Raw genomic sequence first — 24,276 nt, 5'->3', positions numbered from 1 at the left:
TAAGTGTTTTATTGAACATTACAATATAGACTGTCTATTTCCATGCAAAAAGGGGCCCATCTATCTCTTGTCCGGGCACTTGTCATAGAATCTTAATAATATTATCAATAAACTGCAGAACATTCAAGACGCTAGGCCAATTAGTAATATAACAGAAATATTTCATGTATATTGACTGTTGCAGTGCTTCGGGAAAAGAAAAAGTCCGGAGAACAAATTTCTCTGTTCCCGAACTTAGGCTTCATACATATTCATCTGCTGAAAAGTCGGCATCTTTTTTTCTTTTGAATCACTTCAGTCGGTGCCTCTGTAAGAACAACATCCCCATTAAAAATATTTTTTGCGTTTTGTCTGAAGTAGGCAACTTTCTCAGAACCGAATTCGGCTTCAAGCTTTGCAAAAGCTTTCTGGAAATGAAATCCTCTTCCACGGGTATTATGCGCATCAGATGCTAGGATATGCACGAGGTTGGCTTCAATCAGTTGGCTGCTGAGCTTCGCGATATCTTTACCGAATGCCCCTGCATAGCTGCTTGCAGTAACTTGTGCCAAGGCGCCTCTTTCAATGAAAGGAAGCAATATATTTGGATCATCAATAACGGCCTGATTTCGTTCCGGATGAACGATGACCGGCGTGATGCCTTTTTGTCGTAGTTTAAAAAATAAAGATTCTGTGTAATGTGGTATCGACAGCGTGGGGAACTCAATCAACAAATAATGTTCTTCATCGTCGACGAACAATATGTCCCCATTCTCGATATCTTCCAGTAATTCTCCGTTGATACGGATTTCTTGTCCAGGATAAAGCGTCAGACCGATTCCCCGGTCATCCAATTCAGTTTGCAGAGCTTCCGTAGCTTCCTGCACGGCCTCTTTTGGGTTCAAATATTTACCGTTTTTATGATGCGGCGTCACAAGGACGTGAGAGATGCCTTCGGCGACGGCTTTTTGGGCCATCGCCAAGGAATCCTCCAGTGTTCGAGCTCCGTCATCGACGCCAGGCAACAGATGACAATGAAGGTCGATCACTATGCCTCCACCTCACTCGTATAGCCATAACCATAATAAGATTGCGTGTTTTTCTTTTCGACTCCGTTGAACACGACACCGAGGATATTCGCGTTGACCATTTCCAACAGTTCTTTCGCATTCAAGACGGAATCTTTTTGTGAAACGCCGTGACGGATCACGAAAACAACACCATCCGCTTTTGCTGCCATGATCTGTGCATCCGTTACGGATGTCACTGGCGGCATATCATAAATGATAATGTCAAACATATCCTCAAACCGCTTCATCAGTATGTTCATCCGATTCGAGTTCAACAATTCAGATGGATTCGGCGGGATCGGTCCGCTTGTCAAGACATGCAATTCTGTTCCGTTCACCAGTTGGATAACTTCAGCAAGTTCTTGTTCCGGATCGCTCAACAGTGTCGTCAAGCCCACGATATTGCTCAATCCGAAAGTGCGTTGCACGGTCGGTTTACGCAAGTCGGCATCCACCAACAGAACCCGTTTGCCCTGGTCGGTAAAAACCGATGCCAAGTTTGCGGATGTAGTTGATTTCCCTTCCCATGGACCGGATGATGTCATGACGATGGATTTCACATCGCGGTCGATCATAGAAAATTGTATATTTGTACGGATGGTCCGATATTGCTCAGCAATAACGGATTTCGGCCGCAATTTTGAGATTAGACTTAGGCCTTTACGTTGTTGGCTGTCCAACTTCATGATCTTCTTTCTGCTTGATCCAAACATATCTTATCGTCTCCTATATGCGTCTTTTGGCTTTACGCGATTTTACATCAGGTGTTGCTTGAACAAAACGGGTAGCTGTCAACTCTTCTTCGGACATCTGCAAAACGGACCCTAAATTCGACCAGCCCAATTGCTCGATGAATTTTTCGTCCTTGACGGTCTTGTCCATAAATTCAGCCAAGAATGCCAGCCCAACACCGATCATCATGCCCACCAATAAACCAAGCACAAGATTCATCGGTGTGTTCGGGGATACCGGATTCGGATTCGCAACTGCTTGCGACAAAATCGTAACGCTGTTCACGTCCAGTATTTCACCGATTTTTTGCTCAAACGATGATGCTGTTGCATTTGCCAATTCTGCGGCAGTGAATGGATTTTCATCGGCAACCGTAATTCCGAACACCAAAGAACTATCTTCGGTTTGAACGGTCAGTTTGTTGCGCAATTCCCCTACTGTAAGTTTGGATCCAGTGTTCGTGATGACATCCTCCAATATAATTGGCTCTTTGATGATGCCCTGATACGTATTGATCAGATTCAAGTTCGTTTGAATGTCCGTGTTCGTGATGGACTGTTCAGCATTCTGTGTTTGATTCACTACGATTTTCGATGTAGATTGATAAGACGGTGTCACAAAAAAGAATGTATAAAGAGCTGCCAACAACAATCCGGCCAAACTCCATATGATGATCGAACCAAGTCGTTGCTTTAAGATTGCAAAAATTTCGCCTAACGATATTTCTTCTTCCATGGTTTCCCTCCTGATTACAAACATTGATAATGACAGTATCACCTGTCCTGCAGAGAATTAAGACAAAATCGTCAACTTTCCCACTGTAGAATATTGTACTATACCATTCTTGAAATAACTATAATTATTTTACTGAATTTTTTGGTAAAAGTTTATGTCCAAGCCAACCGAATAAAAATGAACATTATTCTAGTTAGTTTGAAGAGACGAAATAGCGCCCCGATTAAATAGAACTTTATTAACATTTACCAACCAAATATAATAACATAACACACTTACTCTTGAAAAAAAGAGCCCAGAATCTGAATTCGGGGCTTCATCTTTTCGGGAAAAGCGGCGCAAGTCCGCTAGCCATCAAGATGCTGTCTCTTTTACTTATTTTTGTTGCGTCAGAACTTTTGCGCCATCTTTGGTGATTGCGATTGTATGCTCGAATTGGCAGCTCAGACCGCCGTCTTTTGTGCGGGCTGTCCAGCCGTTGTCGTCCATTTTGGACTTCCAAACGCCTGTGTTGACCATTGGCTCGATCGTAATCGTCATGCCTTCCTTCAGGCGTAACCCTTTACCTGCATCACCGTAGTGCGGAATGGATGGACTTTCGTGCATCGTCGGTCCGATACCATGGCCGATGAACTCACGGACGACCGAGAAACCTTCGCCTTCGACATAAGTCTGGATCGCATGGCCGATATCGCCGACACGGTTGCCTGGTTTTGCTTGCTCGATGCCCAAGTACAAGGCTTTTTCAGTGACTTCCATCAGACGCTTCACTTCCGGCGTGGCCTCGCCGACCACATAGCTCCAGCAAGAATCGGACATGGCACCGTTGTAGTTCACGACTGTATCGACCTTGATCAGATCGCCGTCCTTCAGCACATATTTGCCCGGGAAGCCATGGCAGATTTCGTCGTTGACGCTCGTGCACGTCGCATACTCGTATCCTTCGAAACCGATCTGTTCGCAGATGGCGCCAGCTGCTTCGATGCGCGCCTGCACAAAGTTGTTGATCTCCATCGTCGTCAAACCCGGCTTGATAAAACCGCGCAATTCCTCATGGATACCAGCCAGGATTGCCCCGGACTCTTCCATAGCTTGAATTTCGCGATCAGATTTTAAAGTTATCATATGTATTCTATCCTCTTCCTTTAAAGTATTCTTTCTTATTATACATTAAATGGTCGAGATGGCTAAATAATTTTCATCCAGCGATGAAATTCTTGCCAGCCCGGAAGTTTCGTCGGAACTGCGGAATGTGGGGTGGACCGGCTCCTCCGGCCAGCGACGGCTTCGCCGGAACTGCGGTACTTTCAGGCTACTCTCCTCCGGCGAAGACCGCTTCATCGGAGTTGCGGATTTTCGGACTAAGCGAACTCCGGAAAGCCCCCCTCTCCCCGGAGCTGAAGCGGCCGAACGGCCAGCGACGTTTGCAACGCAAAAAAGACGCCCTCATCCGAGACCGTCCAGTTCGTCTTTATCGCATACATGCGCACATCTAAATCCAAGTCATTCTTCATCTTTATAGCCGTAATAATAGCTGTGCTCTTTTTGTCCCCCAGGTGCACGGTTGTAGACGACGCCCAACACATTGGCATTGACCATCTTCAATGAGTCCGAAGCCTTAAGGACATCCTCTTTCGTATCTTCTTCATAGTGGACCACAAAAATGTTTCCGTCCACCCGTCCGGCTAGGATTTGCGCATCGGTGAACCCCAGCAGTGGCGGCGTATCGTAGATCACCAAATCAAACCGTTCCGCAGTATCCTTTTCCAACTGTTTCATCCGATTACTGGAAAGCAATTCGGCTGGATTCGGTGGTACCGGTCCCCCAGTCAGGATCGATAATCCTGGAACTTCGCACGTATGCAGATAATCATCCAGACCCTTGCCGACATGATTAGCCAACAGATTCGTCAGCCCTTCCTCATTGTGTATGCCGAATTCACGGTGAACGGATGGCCTGCGCAGATCGCAATCAACCAACAGCACTTGGTTTCCCTGCAAAGTGAAGGTCACCGCCAAATTAGCGGCTACCGTAGATTTGCCGGCTCCGGATGTAGCCGAAAGGACCGCCAGCGACTTCAATTTTTTGTCGACCATTGAAAATTGAATGTTGGTGCGCAATGTCCGGAACTGTTCCGAAACGGGAGAGCTTGGCATGGCCAGAGTGATCAGACCGTGCAAGCGCTTCGATTGTTTAGTTTTTTGCTTTTTTTTCTTCACTGCCTCCACCATCATCGTTTCCCCCTTTTGTTGCCGGTATCCGCGGTCTCGCTGACGTCATTGCTCTGAAGGATGACATCAATTTTTTGTTTGGTCATGTCCGCTACCGTCACAAGTCTTTCTCGGTTCGCACCAGCGTATCCCGAGGACTGTTGCTTCGTTTTTGTTTTGGGACTTTCTTTTTTCCCCGGCAATGCTGCGATGACAGGATTTACTTGCGGATCGGCTTGTATTTTTTCGCTCTTGCCGGACGTTTTTTCATCGGGGATCCTTTTCATTTTTGTCGTTGTTGCAGTTCCGGTAGCCCCGGCAAGGTCTCCTGATTCGACCCCTTCGAAAGTATTGGCGGCAGCCGTTTTTTGTTTCCTCATGTCAGCGATGGCCATTTTTTCTTCCTTGTTCATTTCCGAAATGGCCCCCAGATTTGGCCACCCGATTGTTTGTGTAACGTACTGATAATCATCGATCGTCTTCGCCATCGCATAGCGCAGCATCGCAACACCGAAGCCGGCCAATAATCCGACGCCCAGACCGATCAGTAGATTGTTCACTACATGCGGTGACACCGGGTCTGGATCCGGAACAGCTTCCGAAATGATCTGTACGTTCTCGATGTTCATGATTTCGACGACGTTGCTTTGGAAAGTCAAGGCGATTTCATTGGCGATTTCGGCTGCTTCATCGGGGTCCGGAGAAGTCACTGTCAGTGAGAAGACTTGCGAATCCTCATTGGCACTGATCGTCACTTGTTCAGCCAACCTTTCCACCGAATAAGGAAGGTCCAACCATTCAATGACGCTGCCAAGTATGACCGGTCCTTCGATGATGTCCTTGTAAGTATTGATCATCTGCACATTGGAATTGATGTCATTGAGCACCAAGCCGTTCGCCTCATCGCCCGCGCGGTTCACCAGCAGTTGCGTTTTGGATTCGTATTGGGGGGTCACAATCAGAAAAGTGTAGATCGCCGCAAGCACCAGTCCGATCAAGCCGAACCCGATTATCATCCCTAGCCTTTGCTTGATTAATGCCGTCAGATCCCTCAAAGATACTTCTTCTTTCATGATGGTCCCTCCACTTTTTTGGCTTAAGCTACTTTTTCTCCTTCATAGTGAACTGCATGTGGATAGATCTTGAATACGTTTTCATTATATCACATAACACGTCTTTAGAAAAAAGTTTCATCGATCAATAACGCGCTGAGGCTGCACCGAAAAACCAACTGATGCGTGTGACGATCCGGTCCAGATCAGCATCCGTCATCTTGGTGTCCGACGGCAGGCAAAGGCCGCGCATAAAAATATCCTCTGCAACGCTCGGTTCATCAGGATTGTGGTTGAAGAATGCGGAACCTTTGAAGACAGGCTGCAGATGCATCGGCTTCCAGATGGCGCGTCCTTCGATATTTTTCGAGTCCAGATAATCCAACAGTTCTTTCGGACGGACACGCACGTCCGTTTTGATTGTCGCGCAGCTGAGCCAGTAATTCGGCTCTCCGTATGCTGCGATCGGCATCATTTCCAATTCATCCAGATCCTGGAAGGCTTTCTTGTAATAATCAAAAATGTATTTTTTTCTGGCGATGCGCTTGTCCAGCACCTGCAGTTGTCCACGGCCGATGCCGGCCACAACATTGCTCATCCGGTAGTTGTACCCGATTTCTTTGTGTTGATAATAGGGAGCATGCTCCTTGGCCTGGGTCGCCCAGAACTCAACCTTATCGACGGCACGTTTGTCGCTCGCCACCAACATTCCACCTCCGGAAGTCGTGATGATTTTGTTGCCATTGAAAGAATAAACGCCGATATCGCCAAATGTACCGGTCTGTTTGCCCTTATAGGTCGCACCGAGACTCTCGGCGGCATCCTCCAATATCGGCACACCATGGGCATCTGCGATAGCTTTCAATCGATCGTAGTCAGCTGATTGTCCATAGAGATTCACGATGACGATCGCTTTTGGATGCGGGTACTGCTCGAATGCCTTTTCCAGCGCTTGCGGCGACATGTTCCAGGATTCGCGTTCCGAATCGATGAAGACAGGCGTTGCGCCCTGATAGATGATCGGGTTGGCCGAAGCCGAGAAAGTCAGGGATGGACAGAAAACGATATCGCCCTTTCCGACACCCAGATACATCAAGCCCAAGTGGATGGCGGCCGTCCCGGAAGACAAAGCATCCGCGTAGCCCGCACCGGTATAGGCGCAAATTTCCTGTTCAAAACCGGTGACATTCGGACCCAACGGCGCAATCCAGTTGGTATCGAAGGCTTCTTTGATATAGGCCATTTCCAAACCGGACATGTGCGGGGAAGCCAACAGGATCCGCTTTTCATTTTTCTCATTCATCGGTATGCACTCCTTCCTTCAAAAACAGAAAACCTTCCTTACTGATGCGAACAGGCATAGCCGATCAAATTCGTACGCAATGCCTCTACCGGTTGCTGCAGCAATTCTTCCGCAAACGCTGTCGTTTCTTCCAATGGGAAATTGGAAGCCTTGCCGACGAATATTTTTTCATAGGCTTTACTATCCAGCTTACTCTCATCCGCCAACAATTCCTCGTACAGCTTTTCGCCAGGCCGGATACCGGTCTCGATGATCGGTATGTCGTCCTCATTGTAACCGGAAAGTTTGATCATTTTCTTTGCCAAATCGACGATTTTGACTGGCTCACCCATGTCGAGGATGAAGATTTCACCGCCATTCGCCAATACACCCGCTTGGATAACCAGCCGGCTTGCTTCCGGAATCGTCATGAAATAACGGATCATGCGAAAATCAGTCACGGTAACCGGTCCGCCTTTTTCGATCTGCTCTTTGAAGACCGGAATGACGCTGCCACGGCTGCCCAGGACATTCCCGAACCGGACTGCCGCAAATTTGGTCTTGCCGGGCTCATCCAAAGCCGTCACAATCATTTCGGCCATCCGTTTCGTCGCGCCCATGACATTGGTGGGGCGTACCGCTTTGTCGCTGGAAATCATGACGAAACTCTTCACACCTGCGGCTTTGGCGGCCTCCGCCATATTTTTGGTCCCGAAAATATTGTTCTTGATCGCTTCGCGCGGATTCCATTCCATCATCGGGATATGCTTATGCGCCGCCGCATGGAAAACAAAGTCCGGGCGATACTGTGCCATCACTTCAAAAATCAACTTGCGATCCTGCACATCTGCGATCACGGGCACAAGATCGATCGTTCTTCCATAAGCGAGCATCATTTCGCGATGGATCAGATAAATCGAGTTTTCCCCATGCCCCAACAAGATCAGACGCTTCGGCCCGAATTTGGATACCTGCCTGCATAGCTCTGATCCGATCGAACCACCGGCACCGCTGATGAGGATGGTTTTGTCTGTCAAGGCTTCCGTAATCATCTGTTTGTCCAGCTTCACTTCTTTTCTGCCGAGCAGGTCGACCACATCGATTTCCCGTGTCCGGCTCACCGATAGCTTGCCGGTCATGACGTCCTCCATCCGCGGCATTTGGTTGACGGCGACGCCGACTTGATTGCAGTAGTCGAGAATGCGTTCCAGTTCCTGTGGCTTCATCGATGGGATGGTGATGGTCACTTGGTTGATGCCGTATTTGGTGACGATATCCGGGATATCCGCTTCGTTCCCCAACACGGGAATGCCCATCAAACGGTATTGCTGTTTCTTCTCATCACGATCAACGATACCGATGATTTCGATGTTGTTCGGCCGATGGATCAGGCTCGAAATGAAGAGTCGTCCGCCCTCCCCCGCACCCACCAACAATGTGCGTATTTTTCCGGACGGATCTTCCTTGCCGCGGTAATCGACTTTCTCCGTGTATTCGTGATAGACCCGCCAGACAATGCGGATACCCGGAATGAAGACGAGCGAAAACATGTAGGTCAAAAAGATGTAGCGATAGCTCACCAGTTGGAATACGACCGACGAAACCACGGCTGACAGCAAAAAGGCAAACGACAAAATCTTCACATGGAAAATGAGATCATGGAGGCCCGTGAAATACGGCAGATTTGCGAAGAGGTGGCGAAAAACGCCAAGAGCGCCATAGATGAGCACGGTTATTCCGATCATCACATAATAATAACGGTTCGGCAACGTCACATAATTTTCCAACAGCCAATAGGCCAGAAGCGCCGCCAGTATGATTGACAGACTATCGATGAACATCAAAATAACCATTTTTTTCTTAGAGTTAATTTTGCTCATCTTCAACACCACCTAACTTGTTCTGGAATTTGTATTTTTTATGTTGCTGATAGTTTTCTTATCGCACGGTGGACCCGAATTCCCCGCCAAGGCTGTCTTGGCGGGTTTTCTTGATGGCATTACCATTGGAATAACCCGCCAAAATAATTTTGGCGGGGAATGTGATCCGATCCGTCAAGGGAATAACCCGCCAATCACTTTTTGGCGGGTTATTTCGCCCGCATTCATCAAAATTTGCCTTCTCGAGCGAGCAAAGCGAGCCCACTCTCAGTCCTGCCTCCGTTTCCGATGCACCAGTCCGACCAAAACCCCCTTGAAATACCGGAACTCTTGCGTCCGATGGAACAAGAGCCAAAACACCAAATTCGGCACCACCAAGCAGACCGCAAAGCTGGCAGCCAAAGCCGCAAGTCCAACTCCGTCGATTTGTGCGATGACCGCACCAGTGAGGTAGCCGGCCGCAAGTGTGATCACTGTGTAGCGCGCATAACCGGTATAGTAGGTCCAGAGCGGCGCGGCAAAACCGATTTTGTAGAGAAAATAAGGCTCAACAACAAAACAGACCGCAATCAAGGAAACGATCGTCGCGAAGATCACACCGGCGATACCGTACGCAGGCGCCCAAGCCAGCGACAAGAGAACATTGACAAGCGACTGTATAATCGGTTTATGGCGGTCGTACCAATAAAGTCCCAGGGCTTCCCGGAATGTCAAAACGGCGCGGCGCATGCCCTGGATATAGTAAAGGATCGCCAACAACAGTACCGTATCGATCGCCAACAGATAGTCCTCCCCTACCCACAATCTGACGAACGGATTGAAAAGGAAGTAGAGGGAAATGCTGCTGTAGCCGAAAATCCAGAAAGTCGCGAATTGGATTTTACCGAACACCTCCAGCAACCGCTCCTTTGATTCGGTGACGCCCAAATTACCGACACTCGCCGTAATGGCGGTGAAGAATTGTCCCAGAATCCCATTCAGCGCGCTGATGACCAGCAGATAATTGGAGTAAAGGCCTACCCAAACCGTCCCGACCTTTATCGAAATGACGATATTGTCGGTGGCATTGATCACGATTTCACCGATTTTTTGCGTTACCATTGCGGCCGTATTCTTCTTGATTTCCTGAATGGTCGTACGGTCTAGCTTCTCGCTTGTCTTCTCCTTCAAAAACGGATAGCGCTTGTCGGCACTGCGCGCGACGAACAGATTTTCCATTAGTGTGCACAAAATGCGCAACAACAGGAAATCGATGTAGCTCCGGGTCAGGTACAAAAAGAGGATTTGCAGTACGTTCACCAAGGAAAAAAAACCGAATCGGTAGAAGGTCACGATGTAACGCTGCTGGTCGGCGACGATCAGATTGCGCTTGTAGGCAAAAAAGTAGGAGACAGCGGAGTTGAGGACAAACAGGAAGAAAATCAGATCGAGGTTCTGCACGTTCGGAGTATCCATCACAAAAAGATTCAGAAAGGGAATGAGGAGCACACCCAGCAAAAGAACGAGAGTGCCGATGAGAAAGTAAGCTTTTTTATAAAGCTGCATCAGCGCCTTCACCTTCGGGGTATCTTTTTCGGCCAATGGCTTGTAAAGACTGTAGATGATCGCTGGACCGATGCCCAATTCGACGAGCGAAAGCATCGTCAGGATGCTGGTAAAGAGCCCGTTCACACCCAGATATTCCGCACCAAGAATCCGGATAAAGATGATGCGGGCGATGAAGCCTACAGGCACGGCCACGATTTCGCCCACGATCGCAACCGAGATGTTTTTCAATGAATTTTTCGTCCGAGACATTCCATCACCCCGACAATCGTCGCTTATTGGTTTCGTTCAGAAGGTTTGCGGTATTTCTGTTCATGATAACGGCGGACCCAAGCAGCCGGAAACAGCCCGACGATGAGTGGACGATAGGCATAAAATTGCTGTTGCAAAGGGATTCCCAACACCTGCGCCCATTGCCGTTTCAGACGGAATTCATTCAGGCGGTAGCGGTATTTGCGTTTCTTGTAGGAATCGCGTGCTTCGTAGTAATCGATCAGGACATCCGGCAGATTATAGCCGACATAGCCTTTGCTGTAGAGTTTGCACCACAAATCGAAATCCTCGACGCGTTCCGTCAGCTTCCCTGTTGTATATCCGCCGACCTCCTGCAAAGCCGCACGGCGCATCATGACGGATGGATGCAGAAATGTCCGTCCGCGAAAAATCTGCAGCTTCGACGGTTCGCTTGAGCTGACGCGTGTGCCCCAAATCCCGTTCTTATCGAAGACATTCCGGCTCGTACCGACGATCGCATATTCCGGATGCGCATCCAGAAACGCGACCTGCTTTTCGAAGCGGTCGGGATGCGACCAATCATCATCGTCCATCCGGGCGATGTACGCGCCACTCGCCTCCCGCAGACACGCATTCAGCGTAGGCGCCAAGCCGCGGTTGTATTTGTGGCGCAGCAATTTGATGCGCGGATCGTCTTCGGCCAATGACGCCAGACGCAACCCGGTATCATCGGTGGAACCGTCATCGCAGATGATGAACTCAAAATCAGTGAAGCTTTGATCCAGAATCGACACGATTGCCCGCTCCACTTTGGCACCGCTGTTGTGGACTCCCATGATGACCGATACCCTTGGCATTGCGGGTATCCCCCTTTCCTGATGCTGACAGGACCTGCCGCGTCATTCCTGGCGAAGCAAGTCCGCATAGATTCTATCCATTTCCTGCAACACATTTTCGACCGCATAGCTCTGGATCATTTCCACACTTTCCTTTTTCATGCTTACTCTTTTTTGGGGATTGTAATAAAGCATGGCGATCTTTTCCGCATACAGTTCTGGATCATCGAACGTAACCAGATAGCCATTGCGGCCATCTTCGACCAAGTCCCGGTTGCCGCGGCAAGTACTGACGACAAGCGGCAGGCCGATTGCCATTGCTTCCATGACATTGACCGGCAGGCCTTCCTGATTGGAAGAAGAGACTGCTGCATCCGCCAGCTGCATCAGCTGCGGCACATCCTTGCGGTAGCCCATCAAATGGACCTCGTTTTCCAATTTCAGCAACGTGATCAAGGCACGATAACCCGCTTCATTCGGACCTTTCCCGATCAGCAGCAGTTTTATTTTCGGGATCAGCTTGACCAGTTCAGCCATCGCTTCGATCAGGACTGTCTGATGTTTGCGGTTGTTCAGCGCCGCCGCATAAACCAGAATGAAATCATCCGGGCTAAAGCCGTATTCCCTGCGCAGACGTTGCTTTTCGTTTTCCGTCTGGAGCGTAAACCGCCCAAGATCGACGCCTACCCCGTGCACATTGACGACCCGGCCAGCTGAAAAGCGCTCGACTGCACAAGCATAATCTTCACTGTTCATCGTTATCAGAACGTCAGTGAAACGCGACAAAGTTTTTTCAACCGGATAGTAGGTCAGCCAATTTTTCAACGAAGCCCCTTTGAAGAAATGAAAACCATGCGCAGTATACAGGACTTTCATCTTCTGCCTGTCCCGGCAGGCCAGCCGCACCAATGCAGATGCTACCGGCGTATGCGTGTGGACCCAATCGAACCGGCCTTCATCCAACAACCGGTTCAAAGCCCTGCATGCCTCCAGATTGCGTTTGTCGAAAGGAGAACGCTGGAATGCAATCGGATAGACCTTCACGCCGCTCGCAAGAAGTACGGGATGGATTGGATCGTCTACCCGGCAGGCGACCGAAACCGTATGTCCCTGATCGATCAAGCGCGTAATGTGCGGTACGAGGAAAAGGTTAATGGTTCCTGATATCGTCGATACGTAGAGTATGTTCAATTTGTTCGCCTCCTTCCCGGATTCCCAGCAGCCGGTCGTTATCCGTTGCGACAGTTATTCCGTTCTTTTCTCGTTCCATACTTTCCTGGAAAGCCAACACCTGCAACAGCACGAACAGCATCCAGAACAAGGGTTGGCGTTGGTTCAACAACGTAATGCTTTCCACAGCCAATGACAGTACCACAGCCAGATTGGCGATCGTCAGACGCCGGACATTCAGCCCTACCCAATACAGAAACAAGAGTGTCGGCACGGTTCCGTAATAGAAGAGAATACTGAAAAGCGTAGAATGGATTTCATTGTCCGATACCGCCCGATCGAAGCGGTTGTGCATGCCTTCACCGGATCCGAACAATGTCTTCTCCGGATAGAGGATGACTTTTTCGATCCCCCTATCCTGCACATTTGTCGGACCGTCCGAAGCCTCCATCCGTCCCAATTTCTGTTCTACCCGTTCGATGATCGGCGATTCGGATAGGGATTCCTTAAAATTATCCCACTTTGGACTGAGCAACAACAAAGCCATCAATGCAGCCGTCCAAAAAAGGATGAAGCGGACATTGTGCACGCGCCGCAACAAGGTGAAAATTTTTGTCAACAACCACACTCCGTAAAATACGGTAAGTGCCAGCAGCATCCCTGTTGATGAAGTCCAGAAAATCAGACCGATCGCAACCGCATGATAGAGAACGTGCAATTCTTTATGATTCAGTTTTGCAATAAGGTAAGCCGTCATCAAGGAGATATAGATGAAGAAAGCCATCTGGTTCGGGTCGTTGAAGGTACCCATGTAGCGATTGGCGGTGTAATAGCGACCCGCTCCGGCCACATAAATAAGCAACTGTAAAAAAATATTGAAACGGCAGACCGATGCGACCGCCGAAAGGAAGCGCCGATCTTCGGCATAGATCCGGAAAAAGATGACAATCAACAAGTTGTACAGATAGTACAACGAAGAGACGACAAAAGCAGATTCCCCATAGTAAGTCGCATAGACAGTATTCACAATGAACACAAAGGCCACAAACAGGAACAGTGGCTTATCCGTCTTATCAATCTCGATCTTGTCGCCTTTCTTGACGATCAGAACATAATAGACAAAAGAAGCGACGAAAAACAAATCCGATAACTGCAACCCGCCGGAAGGGAACAAGTAGAACGGCTTTGTCGCGAGGAACAAAAGAAACAGAATATGCTGCAACGGCACAAAAATCCCTCCCTATACTGGCGATCCGCTTTTCCGATCATTTTACCGTTCGATTGGCCTGTTGCTGGTTAATCCAAGTGGATAACCTCGATATTGTAATTCAAGCGGTAATCGCGGAAACGCAGGATGCGCTCGTAGTCCTCGATGAAATCGACCTCGGCCCAGAATTTGCCTTCCACTTCTTTGATGAGGATATCGTGACTGTTGACCAATGAGTAAAGAATGTTTTCCCACCAAACGCCATGCTGTTGGGTATTGATCATATGCTCCATCTGCTCTTTAAAAATACCGATGAAATCCGTACCGATTTTGGCGACACCGACGTATTCACCGGTGATATCGTCACCGTGCAATTCTTTCCCGTATTTCATCAAAACATTGTTTTCGTAATAGAATTTATAATCGCCCTCTTCTTTGCGCGATTCATCCGCGAACAGAATGGGACTATGTTCCTCAGCGATGATGTCATCGATCAGGTCCGGCTCCAAAAAGACATCGGCATTCATGATCATGATCGCCTCGTCATCGACGATGAAGTCGCGGGCGAACCAAGCCGAAGCGATGCTGTTGGTGACGTCGAAAAATGGATTGTAGTAGAAAGTGACGCCCTGTCCATCCAGTATTTTCCGGATTTCCTGATTCTGGTAGCCGACCGTGATGGCGATATCCGTGATGCCTTTCGCTTTCAACTGTTCCACTGTGTACTTGATCAAATATTCGCCGCCGATATCGACAGTGGATTTATGCCTCCCCGACAAGTACCTGCTGATCCGCGTCCCTCTCCCTGCTGCTAGCATCAATACTCTCATCTTCTTTTCCTCCTTCATCTGTCCCTTCAAAACTCAGATAGCCGTATCTCAGATTTCCGCATAATAATTTTCCCGTTTCGGCGTCATATAATCATTCCCGAAGAACAACCGCAATACTTGATCCCATCCCGCCGGCGCCAGCAGTTCCAAGTCCTCGAACGGCAGCCGCACCGTTTCCGCCACCAACTCCTTCTTGAAGGGGATGTCCATGAAGCGGTAGAGCCCATTCGACATGAACAGCTCATCGGCCCCGCCGACATTCGCCCGCTGGCTGATGCGCATGTAGGTCTTCAACTTAGCTTCATCCGTCATGAATTTGCCGAGCGTGCTCGTCCCGAAGACCAACAATTTGCCGACGGAATCATATTGGGCATAGTCGACATCCTTTTTCATCATCCCCTGCAGCAGCTTCAGCTCGAAATTCTGCCATTTGCGGTGCAACGGTTTTTTCGGCAGCGCATCGAGAATGCAGAGGTCCACCATGATGCTCGGATCTTCCACCAACGCCACATTCGGCACCCGCTCGGAACGGTCCAGGAGCAGTCCCAGTTCGGCCAAATGACCTTGACAGCGCGCTTCGAAGGCATTGTAATCTTTGCGCAGCATCATCAGGTCGGCATCATCATCCCATTCGATGAAACCCTTCTCCCGGACCGCTCCCAACAGCGTCCCGAAGGTCATCATGTAGGATAGCCCTTCCTTGAGGCAGATCGCATCGATCGCCTTCAGGATCCCCAACAGTTGTTGCTTGATCACCGGATTCCCCATGTTCCCAACTCCCTCTCTTTTGGCTCTATCGGCTCAGCCACGGTAGGCCGGAAAATAACCGGTTGCGGCATCGAAAGCCGGATCCGCCTTACGGATATCCAAGCACGCTTCGTAGCGTTCCTCATCAAAAATTTTGTGCCCGATCCAGAACGACGTATCCGCATGCCGGTTGAATGACTGCTTGAAATGCAGCAACCCGTCTGCCTGTCCACCGACCCCGCCACCCATATGCAGCGTCCTATAACCATTGTCGGCTCCCCAACAGGCGACCTCGTAATAAAGCAAATTGCTCGGACAGAAATGCAGACATTCCTTATCGGAGGCACTCAAATGCAGGTGCAACTGACCGTTCGCGAACAAAGCGATTGTCATGGCGATGATTTTGCCTTCGTACACCGCATAGAAGAACAACGCATGATGCGCCAAATCCCGGAGGATGCTCTCGAAGACCGGCTGCTTGAAATAATAGTAATCGCCGGCGTGGTCCTTATTCATCGTGGCATTGTAAAGGTTCATGAATGCCCCGATCAGTTCCGGCGAACGTCCACAAAAGATTTCGATTCCAGAATTCCGGGCCTTTTTGATGTTGGTCCGGTTCGGATGGGTTAGGTTCGCCCAGATGACTTCTTTGGAAGCCAGATCCATCGCGACCGTATCGTTGAAACGGGTCACATTGTAAAGGCCAGCAAGCTGTTCCTGGTTCTTCAGGACCGGATGGCAACGGACGAATTCCGAAATGATGCCTGCCCGGCGGCAACTGCGGCTGTAGGCAAGCTCCAATTCCTGGACCTTTTCCTCAGTCACATCGCCTTCCAGAATGAAGCCCCCGAATCCGTAGGGTGTCGCCAGATCGAAGTGTGTGCCGGGCTGGAAGGTTCCGCTGAAGTGCGGGTCATCGGCCAGATCCCGTTTCATGACGACATTCATGGCCCGAAGATTGTCCTTTTCATAATAGTACAGCAGCGGCTCCCCATCCCCGTGCAGCTGGAAAGCCCGTGCATAGCCGCTAAGATAGTAGACATCAAAAGAAGCGAAGGAACGGACGATTTCATCCCACTTTTCGCTTTCCGCAAGCGTTACGACCGACCCTTTCGTCATGGCAAAGCCTCCTTTCCAACGTTATCGAAGAGCATTTCATTTTTTTCGAAATCTTTCAGTACGGCTGCAATGGCATCCATATCTTCTGCTCCGTAACGCTGATCCAGCGGCAGGCTGAGCGTATGCGTGTAGATCCATGCGACCGATTCCGCAATACCTTTCAGTGACAGACCTTTGAAGCCATCAAAATTGGGCCAGACGATCGGCGCATAAATGGCCTGCTCCCGAAGCAGCAGCTGGAGCAGGTTTCGGCTTTCTTCGGACTGCGCGTAGAGCGGCAAATAGAGTGGCACGATGTCTTTCGGTAAATCCGGAAAAACCGGTACGAGGCGATGACTGTCTTTGAAAGATTCCAGCAAATACTGGTAATTCGCACGGCGGCTTTGCTTTAATTCCGCGATATCAAAATCACCCAAGAATTGTTTGGAAAAATCACCCATCGCGTAGAGATCACCTTGGGTTTCCAGAATTTCCTCAGCAATCCGACATTTATCCAAGAAGACTTGTTTCGGCCCCTCGCCTCTGACGATGTATCTGAATTTTGCATGCAAGCCGTCGAGCTTGGCCTTTTCCAAAAGTTCGTCGGTTTCGATCGGCACATTTTTGAAAGACCCTTCGCGTTTGAGTGCCAGACCGCCTTCCGGAATCGGCATCCATTTGCGGAAACTTGCCACATAGAAGTCGGCCTCCACGCGCGGAATCGCCGAAAAGAGGACCTGTGTCAGGTCTTCGATCAGGATGATGCCTTGGCTGCGCAAAGTTTCAAAAGCGGCTCTCAGCGGGCTGAGCGTGTCAAAGCCAAAATAGTTATGCACAAGAATGACGGTCGGATCTGTCGTTTTGATTTTAGCGAGGAACGCTTGCGCATTCACCGATAAATCCTTTTCGAGATCGTAATAGGCCACGCGATAACCGTTCTCCACGAAAGGTAAAACGACCGAATCACACGTGTAGGCTGGGAGCAGCGCTATTTTTCTGTCCTCCGCCAAGTCGAGCTGACGCAGACACAAAGCAATGGCGCCTCGGCCGGTGGAGGTGTAGGTCAGATCGCCATCCGGCAAGTTGAAGGCTTCGACAGGGATCGGCCTGACCGAGTAGGAGCTGTCGGGGTCAAGCCAAAAATTGCTTCCGATTTCAGTGTACTTCATGGGATTGGCTCCTCCCTTCCTCCTGCCATTTGCGTGCGCGTTCTTCGTTGAAATCTACCAGCACCGCGCCGCCTTCCTCGACGACATCCTTCCGTCCGACCACCGTTTTCACCGTGTCGAGCAGGATTTTCAGATCGCCCAGGAAAGTGATGTGCCGGATATAGTCCAAGTCGTACTGGAACTTCTGCTCCCAAGACAACGCATTGCGTCCGCTGATCTGAGCCAAACCGGTGAGGCCGGGCTTGACATCATGGCGGTGGTTCTCTTCCTCCGTATAGTAAGGAAGGAAGTAAACTTCCAGCGGCCGCGGACCGACAAGCGACATGTCACCCTTCAGCACGTTAAACAATTCCGGCAGTTCATCCAGACTTGTGCGGCGCAGTTGTTTGCCGAATGCCGTCAGCCGATCACCGTCCGGCAACAGCTTGCCTGCTGCATCGCGGGCATTGGTCATCGTCCGGAACTTGTAGACTTTGAAGATTTTTCCGTCTTTTCCCGGTCGTTCATGCGTGAACAGGATCGGTTTGCCGTGCTTGCGGCGAACCATGATCGCGGTTGCGGCCAAAATCGGACTGAATGCTATCAATGCAGCTGCCGATCCGATGATATCCACACTACGTTTCCCGTATGTTTCGTAAAGTGTCTGCTTTTTCTTACTCATGTGGCTTCCTCCCCAGAGATGGTCATCAGCTGAATGGGTGGCTCAGAGCTTTTCATTTGGATAAGGTATTTCTTCGCAGCCCCCGATATATTTTCCGGAATGCCGTGAACAGGCCCAGTCGCTTCAAGCTCCGAAGCAACCAGATCCTTTGTTTGTAAACCATCCATTTATAGACTTGTTTGTTTTTGGCTATGATCCAGTTGCCCGGAAACTGGGCATTTGGTCCAGCGGAAGACAGAAGCATCAGCTGTTGCCGGACTTTTTTTGGATCTGTTTCAAAATGGCGTGTGTATTTGCTGTTTTGGAAAAGTTGCTGCGCATGGGCCTGGATTGCGTCACTACGCGCCTTGTCGACAGTTTCGAAAAGATAGAGTGAGCATGATTTTGGGCTGTGATTGTTCGGAGGATTTTTTATGAGCGTGGAATTTTCGAAGATTGAGGAGAATGCTCCTGTTGAAGTTTTCAGGGGATTTATTTTTATGGAATAGATAAGTTTACCCTCTTGATTGATAGCTTTCCGGAGTTTCTGGGCATAAGACAATTTCGGCCCGATTGCCGGAAACACGTAAGCCAGTTGAACAGTCTCCCTCAGTTTGGCATACTCGATAACCAGAAAATCCAGACACTGCCTATCTAGTAAGCGTTTTCTGAAATATGCAGCATCGTACGTGACTTTTGCTTCAGCTAGTCGAATGATCGGCACTCTTTTGTTGAAGTATATCGCAGCCGAAACACGATGTGCCCCGTCCAGCAGCACATTGTCTTTCCCGACCGGAACGACAGACTTGTCTTTCTCAAAACCGGACATTTTGATCGCATCGATCAGCTGATCGAATGAGGCGAAATACTTTTCGATAGTGTCCTTTTCAGGGCTCCCGCTCTCTTTGAACGTCCCATAGGAAAAGGCCTCGATGTGTTTGACGTAGCATTCCCTGATGAACGGGGTTATCCGGCCGTTTTCGCGGGCTTCGATGTACTTCAGCTTCGCTACCAAATCCAGCCGTTCGCTCACGAGCAAGGTTCGCGAATCAACCCATTCGACAGGATAATCTTTGTCCCGATCAATCCCATAAGTCTCACAAAAATAAGGCGTCAACTCGTGGCGGATTTTCATAAAAACACCTCTGCTTTTCAATACAAGCACAGCAAAAAAGCGTTTGGAATCGGATATTTTATTTTCAGATGAACGATAAGTAAGGATAAAAAAATCGAGAAATGATAGTTTTTGGATGGTTCACATGATGTGTGTGAAATGAAAGTCTACGTGGTGGGGGAAAAATTGGTGCAGCAAGTTCCGGCAAAGAGCCGGGTGGATGAGAAGATAGTTTGGATAATAAATATATTATCACATTAAATTTATATGAGGATACGTGTTGGTTTATCTATTTGCATTCTATCATAAATCAGCCAGGTTTGAAACGTGGAACTACTTGAACGCATGATAATTTTCGAAAATTACAAACCACACAATCGTGCCCTTATGGATTTAGCCCAAACTTTAGCGCCGCTAACGAACCGGTCTTTAGGGAAAAAACTCTATCAAAATAGCCTAAAAACACGATCAATCCGGTGTTTTTAGGCTAGCCTTCTTCCAGCGGCGCCATAGTTGCTTGGCCACGACATACAGAATGATACCGAGCGCTGCACCTGAACCATCGATAAAAACGTCCTTCACCAGCGGTCCACGGCCAGGCACGAAAATTTGATGGAACTCGTCACTGATTGCATATACCACACAGAACAGGAGGCTGACGCCCCATCGTTTCCAGGAGGATGCATTCGAAATTTCGTTCTGCATCGCATGCGAAACCAGGAAACCGAGGATCAGATAAGCGATGAAGTGGGCGGATTTCCGGATCAATCTGCCTGCGTAGGAAAAACTGGTGTCCTGCACGAAATCGACGAACAGGAACAAACTGATTGCAAGCACCAAAAAAATGGCGGTTCCACCGATGATCCAGCGTTTCTTGATGCCGAAAAGTTCCGGTTCGTCCTTTTGTGTTTCGAGTAGATGGATCAGCACCAGAATGCCTACCAAAAACACGACCGTTCCCTGCGCACGCGTGAAATGTTCGATGAACGCAGCAAGCTGATTGAGTCCGTTCGCCAAAAAGCGTGTCACGCTTCCGCTCAAAATAATGGACTGATCTGCCGGTTGAGCCGACAGCATAAAAATAACAATCATCCATGCGATTACCGGTAGCCAATCATAATTACGTCGCTCTCTTTTCATCGGCAGCGCCTCCTTTCCTTCCGACTGAATGTTCCTTTCAGTATATCAGATAGTTGAGGTGCGTTGTAGTCTGTAGGCTGAAGATTTTGCTTGCTGCTCCGGTGAACGGTAGGGTCGCCGGAGTTGGCGTTGGCTTCTTTGGCTTTCCTCCGGCGACGTCTTCCTCACCGAAGTTGGTGCATCTCTTCTCAGTATTACCTCCGGGGATGCACGGCTTCGCCGGAGGTAACCTGCCCTTAGTGGCCGGCTCCTCCGGCCAAACATACGTGCTTTCACTCCTCCTGCGAGCGGCGGGGTCGCAGGAGTTGACGCGGTCTTCATTCGCTGTCTTCCGATGAAGCCTTCCTTACAGGAGTTGGTGCATCTCTTCCCAGTATTACCTCCGGGGACGCACGGCTTCGCCGGAGGTAACCTGCCCTTAGTGGCCGGCTCCTCTGGCCCAACATACTTCCTTTCGCTCCTCCTGCGAGCGGCGAGGTCGCAGGAGTTAGTGGGGTCTTCTTTTGCTGTCCTCCGGGGAAGACTTCCTCACCGAAGTTGGTGCATCTCTTCTCAGTATTACCTCCGGGGATGCACGGCTTCGCCGGAGGTACGCTGCCATTTAGTGGCCGGCTCCTCCGGCCTAGCATACTTGCTTTCGCTCCTTCTACGAAGGCCGTTTTGTTTGACCCAAAATGTTGTTTGCCTTATCCTTGTATAAGAAAGGATGATGTTAAATGATGCAGAATTGGAAGTATATCGCCTTATCCGGCGTGGCGGTTTTGACGCTCGCTGGGTGCGGGGATAACGCGAACACCACTGATGAGGTCTCAAGCACCAGTTCCTCAATGGCGCAGGAAGCCAGTACCGAGACGATGGATCCGGCGAACACAAGTAGTACTGCGGTCGCAACCGATGATGCATTGCCGGCCGAAGCAGGCTACAGCAGCGTATCCTTGGACCGTGCCGTCGCAATTTTCATGGAAAAATATCCGGATTCCCAGATCAAAGAAGTAGACTTCGACAAAGATTTCGGTGACTATACTTATGAAATCAAAGGTGTCGTCGGACAGATCGAACACGAGCTTCGTATTGATGCCGAGACCGAAGAAATCCTGAAGGAAGATAGGGAAAATAACGATCATGATGACGATGGCTATCTATCCTTCGATAACCTGATCACTCCTGCCGAGGCTATTCGGATCGCCCAGGAACGCATCAACACCGATGCTTCAGCGTTTGAAGGCTGGAAACTGGACAATAATGATGATCACGGAAATGCTCCTATTTATGAAGTCGAGTTCCAAGGACACGATGCCGAAGTGAAGATTCACGCTGAGACTGGTGAAGTTTTGGGAGTCGATGGCTAATCAGGCTAAGCTTGGCTGTCCAACGTTTGAATACAAGGACTTCTGTTCGCCTCACTGCGGGATAACACAAACGAGCAGCACCCTCACATTTTCTTGTGAGGGTGCCGCTCGTTTTTTAATGATGTATGAAAAAATTCAATTTTGAGCGTCTTCGGATTCAGCTACGTAATAAAACAGTTCAAAAGTGAAAGTACCGCTGAAAGACTCCTCGCCAAGCTTTTCGAACCCAAAAGAATGGATATTCCAGATGCGTTCCAAGCCCTCGAGCCTTTCGACCAGTCTCTGCAGATTACCTGCAGCAGTGCTTGTCATTTCCACTTCATAAGTGCTCTTACGGTAACTTTCATCAATTCCTTCGATCGGTTCGGGTTCTTCTGCACGCACGATTTGTTGCACCAGAACATTCTCTTCGGCCGCAAGCTGTTCCAAGATGACCAGTTCATGATGGACCTTTTCGCCTTCAGGTAAAAACTCCCAAGTCTCTTCGTAAGTTTGACGGTATTCATCCAGTAACGTTGCTTCTGGAGGATAATCGGCCAGCAAGCTCGTTTGTTCCGCTACTAGCTGTGCTGCACGATCGGCTCCTTGCTTAATCGGAGCGAGAAAATACACGTGCCCGAAAACGAAAGCCGCCAGAACCATCAGTCCCATCACAAAAGCCAATAAAATAGACAGCCGATCCCATTTCAGTTTCATGAAAGAACCTCCTCCCGTAGTGCCGCTTCATCCAGATCCAGCCAGAGTTCGACCGTCGAACCCGCTCCGTCCAGTTGATTTTCTATGCGGATGAGCTGGACATTCGAAACATACGCCAACGCTTTAAACTTTTCGACAGTTTCGGAGATTTCCGTGACGGTCAGTCCCTCCAACACCAAGGTGATCTGATTGGTTTCATTTTTATTGAAAATAGCCACATGCTGTTCGCTACTCGGAACTTGCGCCATGATTGCCTTTGCCACGAAGGCCATCGGATATTGTTTCGCTTCAAAAGTGGCTTTGTTCTCTGCCGTCCGATCCGTCAATTGTGCGTATTCCTGCATTTGCCGCGAAATACTCAACTGCTCTTCCTCGGTCTGAAGCCATTCCCGGTCACGCATTTCCGCTTTTGTGTAGTACGTTTGCGCCGAAAAAAAATAGACGCCCACCAGAACAAGCAGGAAAAGAAAGGCTCCACTAAGCACATAGGGAAGAAAGTTTCGCTGTTTTTTTTCAAAAAAATTGACTTCAAACATGTTCCTTTTCCTCCTGTACTTTTTTTGCGGTACGCTTCATTTTTTTCTGTGCAACTTTCTTCGGAACACCGGCCTGCTTCTCCTTCGTTGCGAGCCCGTATAAAGGCAAAAATTTGAGGTTGATTTCTTCAGACGGCTGCAGCAGGTGGATCGGCAGGAAAAAGCGCTGGGATAATTGTTCCTTTACCTTATCCAGATACGGGAAATCGCCTGCCAAAACGATGTCCGTCACGCCGCCTTGACCGTTCATCACAGAATAACGATAAAACTCCAACAGTCTTTCCAAAACATCCAGCATATCCGTGATCGTCTCTTCAAAAGACTCCTGATCATCCTTCCAGACCCATTCGCCTTCCGGACCGATTTCCCACAAATCAACCAAACGGGCTATGCGTGAATGGCGCGAAAATTTAGGCAAATCACGGTGGAAAACCATGATCGTATGATCCACTGGACTCCATTGCAGCACCATCACATGTTTATCGGGGGTCTGTTCCAAATCAGTCTGCTGCCGGATGTTCCGGTACAGGCACAGCGAAGAAATATCCGCCAAGACCGGATTCAAGTCTGCCTTCTCCAATAAGGATTCGTACTCAAAAATGACTTCCTGCGGGTAGAGCATCAAGAGGATATTCTGATCCATATCGCTAGCTTCAAGCAACTCAAAATGAAAACGTGTCTCCTTGAACGGCGAGCGGATCAGCTGGCCCATATGCAAGGCAATATACGCCCTGATCTCTGACGGTGCCAACTGTACGGGTATCTTTTCCTCCCGCACGATGACAAAGTCGTCCGGCAAGAGAATGGATGCTTGGGCATTTTTCCATTTTTTTTCGGTAACCAGCGCGTTCAGGCGATTCTCCAGCAACGATTGATTGATGATTCTCCCTTCATGGAGGATCTCGGTGTCAAACAAAATCTCATTTTTCTCCAGTATGGTCCGGGATTGCGCATCCATGACCAAGTAGCGGATCCGTCGCTCCAAAAATTCAAAGTAAAGCAATGGTTTTTTCTGAAATAACAT

23 protein-coding genes are annotated in these 24,276 nt (G+C 49.1%); 1 reads left to right on the top strand and 22 read right to left on the bottom strand.

The window, feature by feature from the left end:
• Positions 1-251: 251 nt before the first annotated feature.
• From ACKPCD_RS06225 to ACKPCD_RS06135, 19 genes are all read right to left on the bottom strand, one after another.
• Positions 252-1,028 (bottom strand): tyrosine-protein phosphatase, encoded by a 777-nt coding sequence (locus ACKPCD_RS06225; protein ID WP_321434387.1) that lies wholly within the window; start codon positions 1,026-1,028, stop codon positions 252-254.
• Entirely contained in the window at positions 1,028-1,762 is a 735-nt protein-coding gene (locus ACKPCD_RS06220; protein WP_321434386.1) for a CpsD/CapB family tyrosine-protein kinase, read from the bottom strand. The genes ACKPCD_RS06225 and ACKPCD_RS06220 overlap by 1 nt, the downstream gene beginning before the upstream one ends.
• 13 nt (positions 1,763-1,775) lie before the next feature.
• A complete protein-coding gene (locus ACKPCD_RS06215) occupies positions 1,776-2,516 on the bottom strand; it encodes a YveK family protein (protein ID WP_321434385.1) in 741 nt (246 codons plus the stop codon).
• A gap of 375 nt (positions 2,517-2,891) precedes the next feature.
• Positions 2,892-3,641, bottom strand: coding sequence for a type I methionyl aminopeptidase (gene map, locus ACKPCD_RS06210; protein WP_321434384.1), 750 nt, complete (start codon positions 3,639-3,641; stop codon positions 2,892-2,894).
• A gap of 378 nt (positions 3,642-4,019) precedes the next feature.
• Positions 4,020-4,751 (bottom strand): CpsD/CapB family tyrosine-protein kinase, encoded by a 732-nt coding sequence (locus tag ACKPCD_RS06205; protein WP_321434383.1) that lies wholly within the window; start codon positions 4,749-4,751, stop codon positions 4,020-4,022.
• On the bottom strand, positions 4,748-5,800 hold the full coding sequence (locus ACKPCD_RS06200; RefSeq protein WP_321434382.1) for a YveK family protein: 1,053 nt from the start codon (positions 5,798-5,800) through the stop codon (positions 4,748-4,750). Before ACKPCD_RS06200 ends, ACKPCD_RS06205 begins: the two co-directional genes overlap by 4 nt.
• Positions 5,801-5,924: 124 nt before the next feature.
• Positions 5,925-7,082: a DegT/DnrJ/EryC1/StrS family aminotransferase gene (locus tag ACKPCD_RS06195; RefSeq protein ID WP_321434381.1), complete on the bottom strand. Its 1,158-nt coding sequence runs from the start codon at positions 7,080-7,082 to the stop codon at positions 5,925-5,927.
• A 38-nt stretch (positions 7,083-7,120) separates the two neighbouring features.
• The gene (locus tag ACKPCD_RS06190) at positions 7,121-8,941 is read right to left on the bottom strand and encodes a polysaccharide biosynthesis protein (protein ID WP_321434380.1); all 1,821 of its coding nucleotides are present in this window, start codon (positions 8,939-8,941) and stop codon (positions 7,121-7,123) included.
• A gap of 267 nt (positions 8,942-9,208) precedes the next feature.
• Positions 9,209-10,738: a lipopolysaccharide biosynthesis protein gene (locus tag ACKPCD_RS06185; RefSeq protein ID WP_321434379.1), complete on the bottom strand. Its 1,530-nt coding sequence runs from the start codon at positions 10,736-10,738 to the stop codon at positions 9,209-9,211.
• Positions 10,739-10,761: 23 nt separating this feature from the next.
• Positions 10,762-11,577 carry a glycosyltransferase family 2 protein gene (locus tag ACKPCD_RS06180; protein ID WP_321434378.1) on the bottom strand — a complete coding sequence of 272 codons (816 nt, stop codon included), beginning with the start codon at positions 11,575-11,577 and terminating at the stop codon, positions 10,762-10,764.
• Positions 11,578-11,619: 42 nt separating this feature from the next.
• Positions 11,620-12,747, bottom strand: coding sequence for a glycosyltransferase family 4 protein (locus tag ACKPCD_RS06175; RefSeq protein WP_321434377.1), 1,128 nt, complete (start codon positions 12,745-12,747; stop codon positions 11,620-11,622).
• Positions 12,707-13,954: an O-antigen ligase family protein gene (locus ACKPCD_RS06170; protein WP_321434376.1), complete on the bottom strand. Its 1,248-nt coding sequence runs from the start codon at positions 13,952-13,954 to the stop codon at positions 12,707-12,709. The genes ACKPCD_RS06175 and ACKPCD_RS06170 overlap by 41 nt, the downstream gene beginning before the upstream one ends.
• A 68-nt stretch (positions 13,955-14,022) precedes the next feature.
• A complete protein-coding gene (locus ACKPCD_RS06165; RefSeq protein WP_321434375.1) occupies positions 14,023-14,763 on the bottom strand; it encodes a phosphocholine cytidylyltransferase family protein in 741 nt (246 codons plus the stop codon).
• A gap of 48 nt (positions 14,764-14,811) precedes the next feature.
• Positions 14,812-15,531: a LicD family protein gene (locus ACKPCD_RS06160; RefSeq protein WP_321434374.1), complete on the bottom strand. Its 720-nt coding sequence runs from the start codon at positions 15,529-15,531 to the stop codon at positions 14,812-14,814.
• A gap of 33 nt (positions 15,532-15,564) precedes the next feature.
• Complete coding sequence (locus ACKPCD_RS06155) at positions 15,565-16,629, bottom strand: GNAT family N-acetyltransferase (RefSeq protein ID WP_321434373.1); 1,065 nt, start codon at positions 16,627-16,629, stop codon at positions 15,565-15,567.
• A complete protein-coding gene (locus ACKPCD_RS06150; protein ID WP_321434372.1) occupies positions 16,626-17,777 on the bottom strand; it encodes a hypothetical protein in 1,152 nt (383 codons plus the stop codon). The genes ACKPCD_RS06155 and ACKPCD_RS06150 overlap by 4 nt, the downstream gene beginning before the upstream one ends.
• The gene (locus tag ACKPCD_RS06145; protein WP_321434371.1) at positions 17,764-18,438 is read right to left on the bottom strand and encodes a sugar transferase; all 675 of its coding nucleotides are present in this window, start codon (positions 18,436-18,438) and stop codon (positions 17,764-17,766) included. Before ACKPCD_RS06145 ends, ACKPCD_RS06150 begins: the two co-directional genes overlap by 14 nt.
• A gap of 52 nt (positions 18,439-18,490) precedes the next feature.
• Complete coding sequence (locus ACKPCD_RS06140; protein WP_321434370.1) at positions 18,491-19,552, bottom strand: ParB N-terminal domain-containing protein; 1,062 nt, start codon at positions 19,550-19,552, stop codon at positions 18,491-18,493.
• Positions 19,553-19,999: 447 nt separating this feature from the next.
• Positions 20,000-20,671 (bottom strand): VanZ family protein, encoded by a 672-nt coding sequence (locus ACKPCD_RS06135; RefSeq protein WP_321434369.1) that lies wholly within the window; start codon positions 20,669-20,671, stop codon positions 20,000-20,002.
• A 716-nt stretch (positions 20,672-21,387) separates the two neighbouring features.
• Here ACKPCD_RS06135 and ACKPCD_RS06130 point away from each other — a divergent pair.
• The gene (locus ACKPCD_RS06130) at positions 21,388-22,020 is read left to right on the top strand and encodes a PepSY domain-containing protein (RefSeq protein ID WP_321434368.1); all 633 of its coding nucleotides are present in this window, start codon (positions 21,388-21,390) and stop codon (positions 22,018-22,020) included.
• Between the two features lie 135 nt (positions 22,021-22,155).
• Here the strand turns inward: ACKPCD_RS06130 and ACKPCD_RS06125 are convergent, their stop codons facing one another.
• Genes ACKPCD_RS06125 through pilM form a run of 3 tightly spaced genes read right to left on the bottom strand, consistent with a single transcriptional unit; the run spans position 22,156 to position 24,276 of the window.
• The gene (locus tag ACKPCD_RS06125; protein WP_321434367.1) at positions 22,156-22,716 is read right to left on the bottom strand and encodes a hypothetical protein; all 561 of its coding nucleotides are present in this window, start codon (positions 22,714-22,716) and stop codon (positions 22,156-22,158) included.
• Entirely contained in the window at positions 22,713-23,252 is a 540-nt protein-coding gene (locus ACKPCD_RS06120; protein WP_321434366.1) for a PilN family protein, read from the bottom strand. Before ACKPCD_RS06120 ends, ACKPCD_RS06125 begins: the two co-directional genes overlap by 4 nt.
• Positions 23,245-24,276 (bottom strand): type IV pilus biogenesis protein PilM, encoded by a 1,032-nt coding sequence (gene pilM / locus ACKPCD_RS06115; RefSeq protein WP_321434365.1) that lies wholly within the window; start codon positions 24,274-24,276, stop codon positions 23,245-23,247. Before pilM ends, ACKPCD_RS06120 begins: the two co-directional genes overlap by 8 nt.

Source organism: Trichococcus flocculiformis (assembly GCF_963662535.1).
GTDB lineage: Bacteria > Bacillota > Bacilli > Lactobacillales > Aerococcaceae > Trichococcus > Trichococcus flocculiformis.
This window is presented reverse-complemented; position numbering and strand designations above follow the sequence as displayed.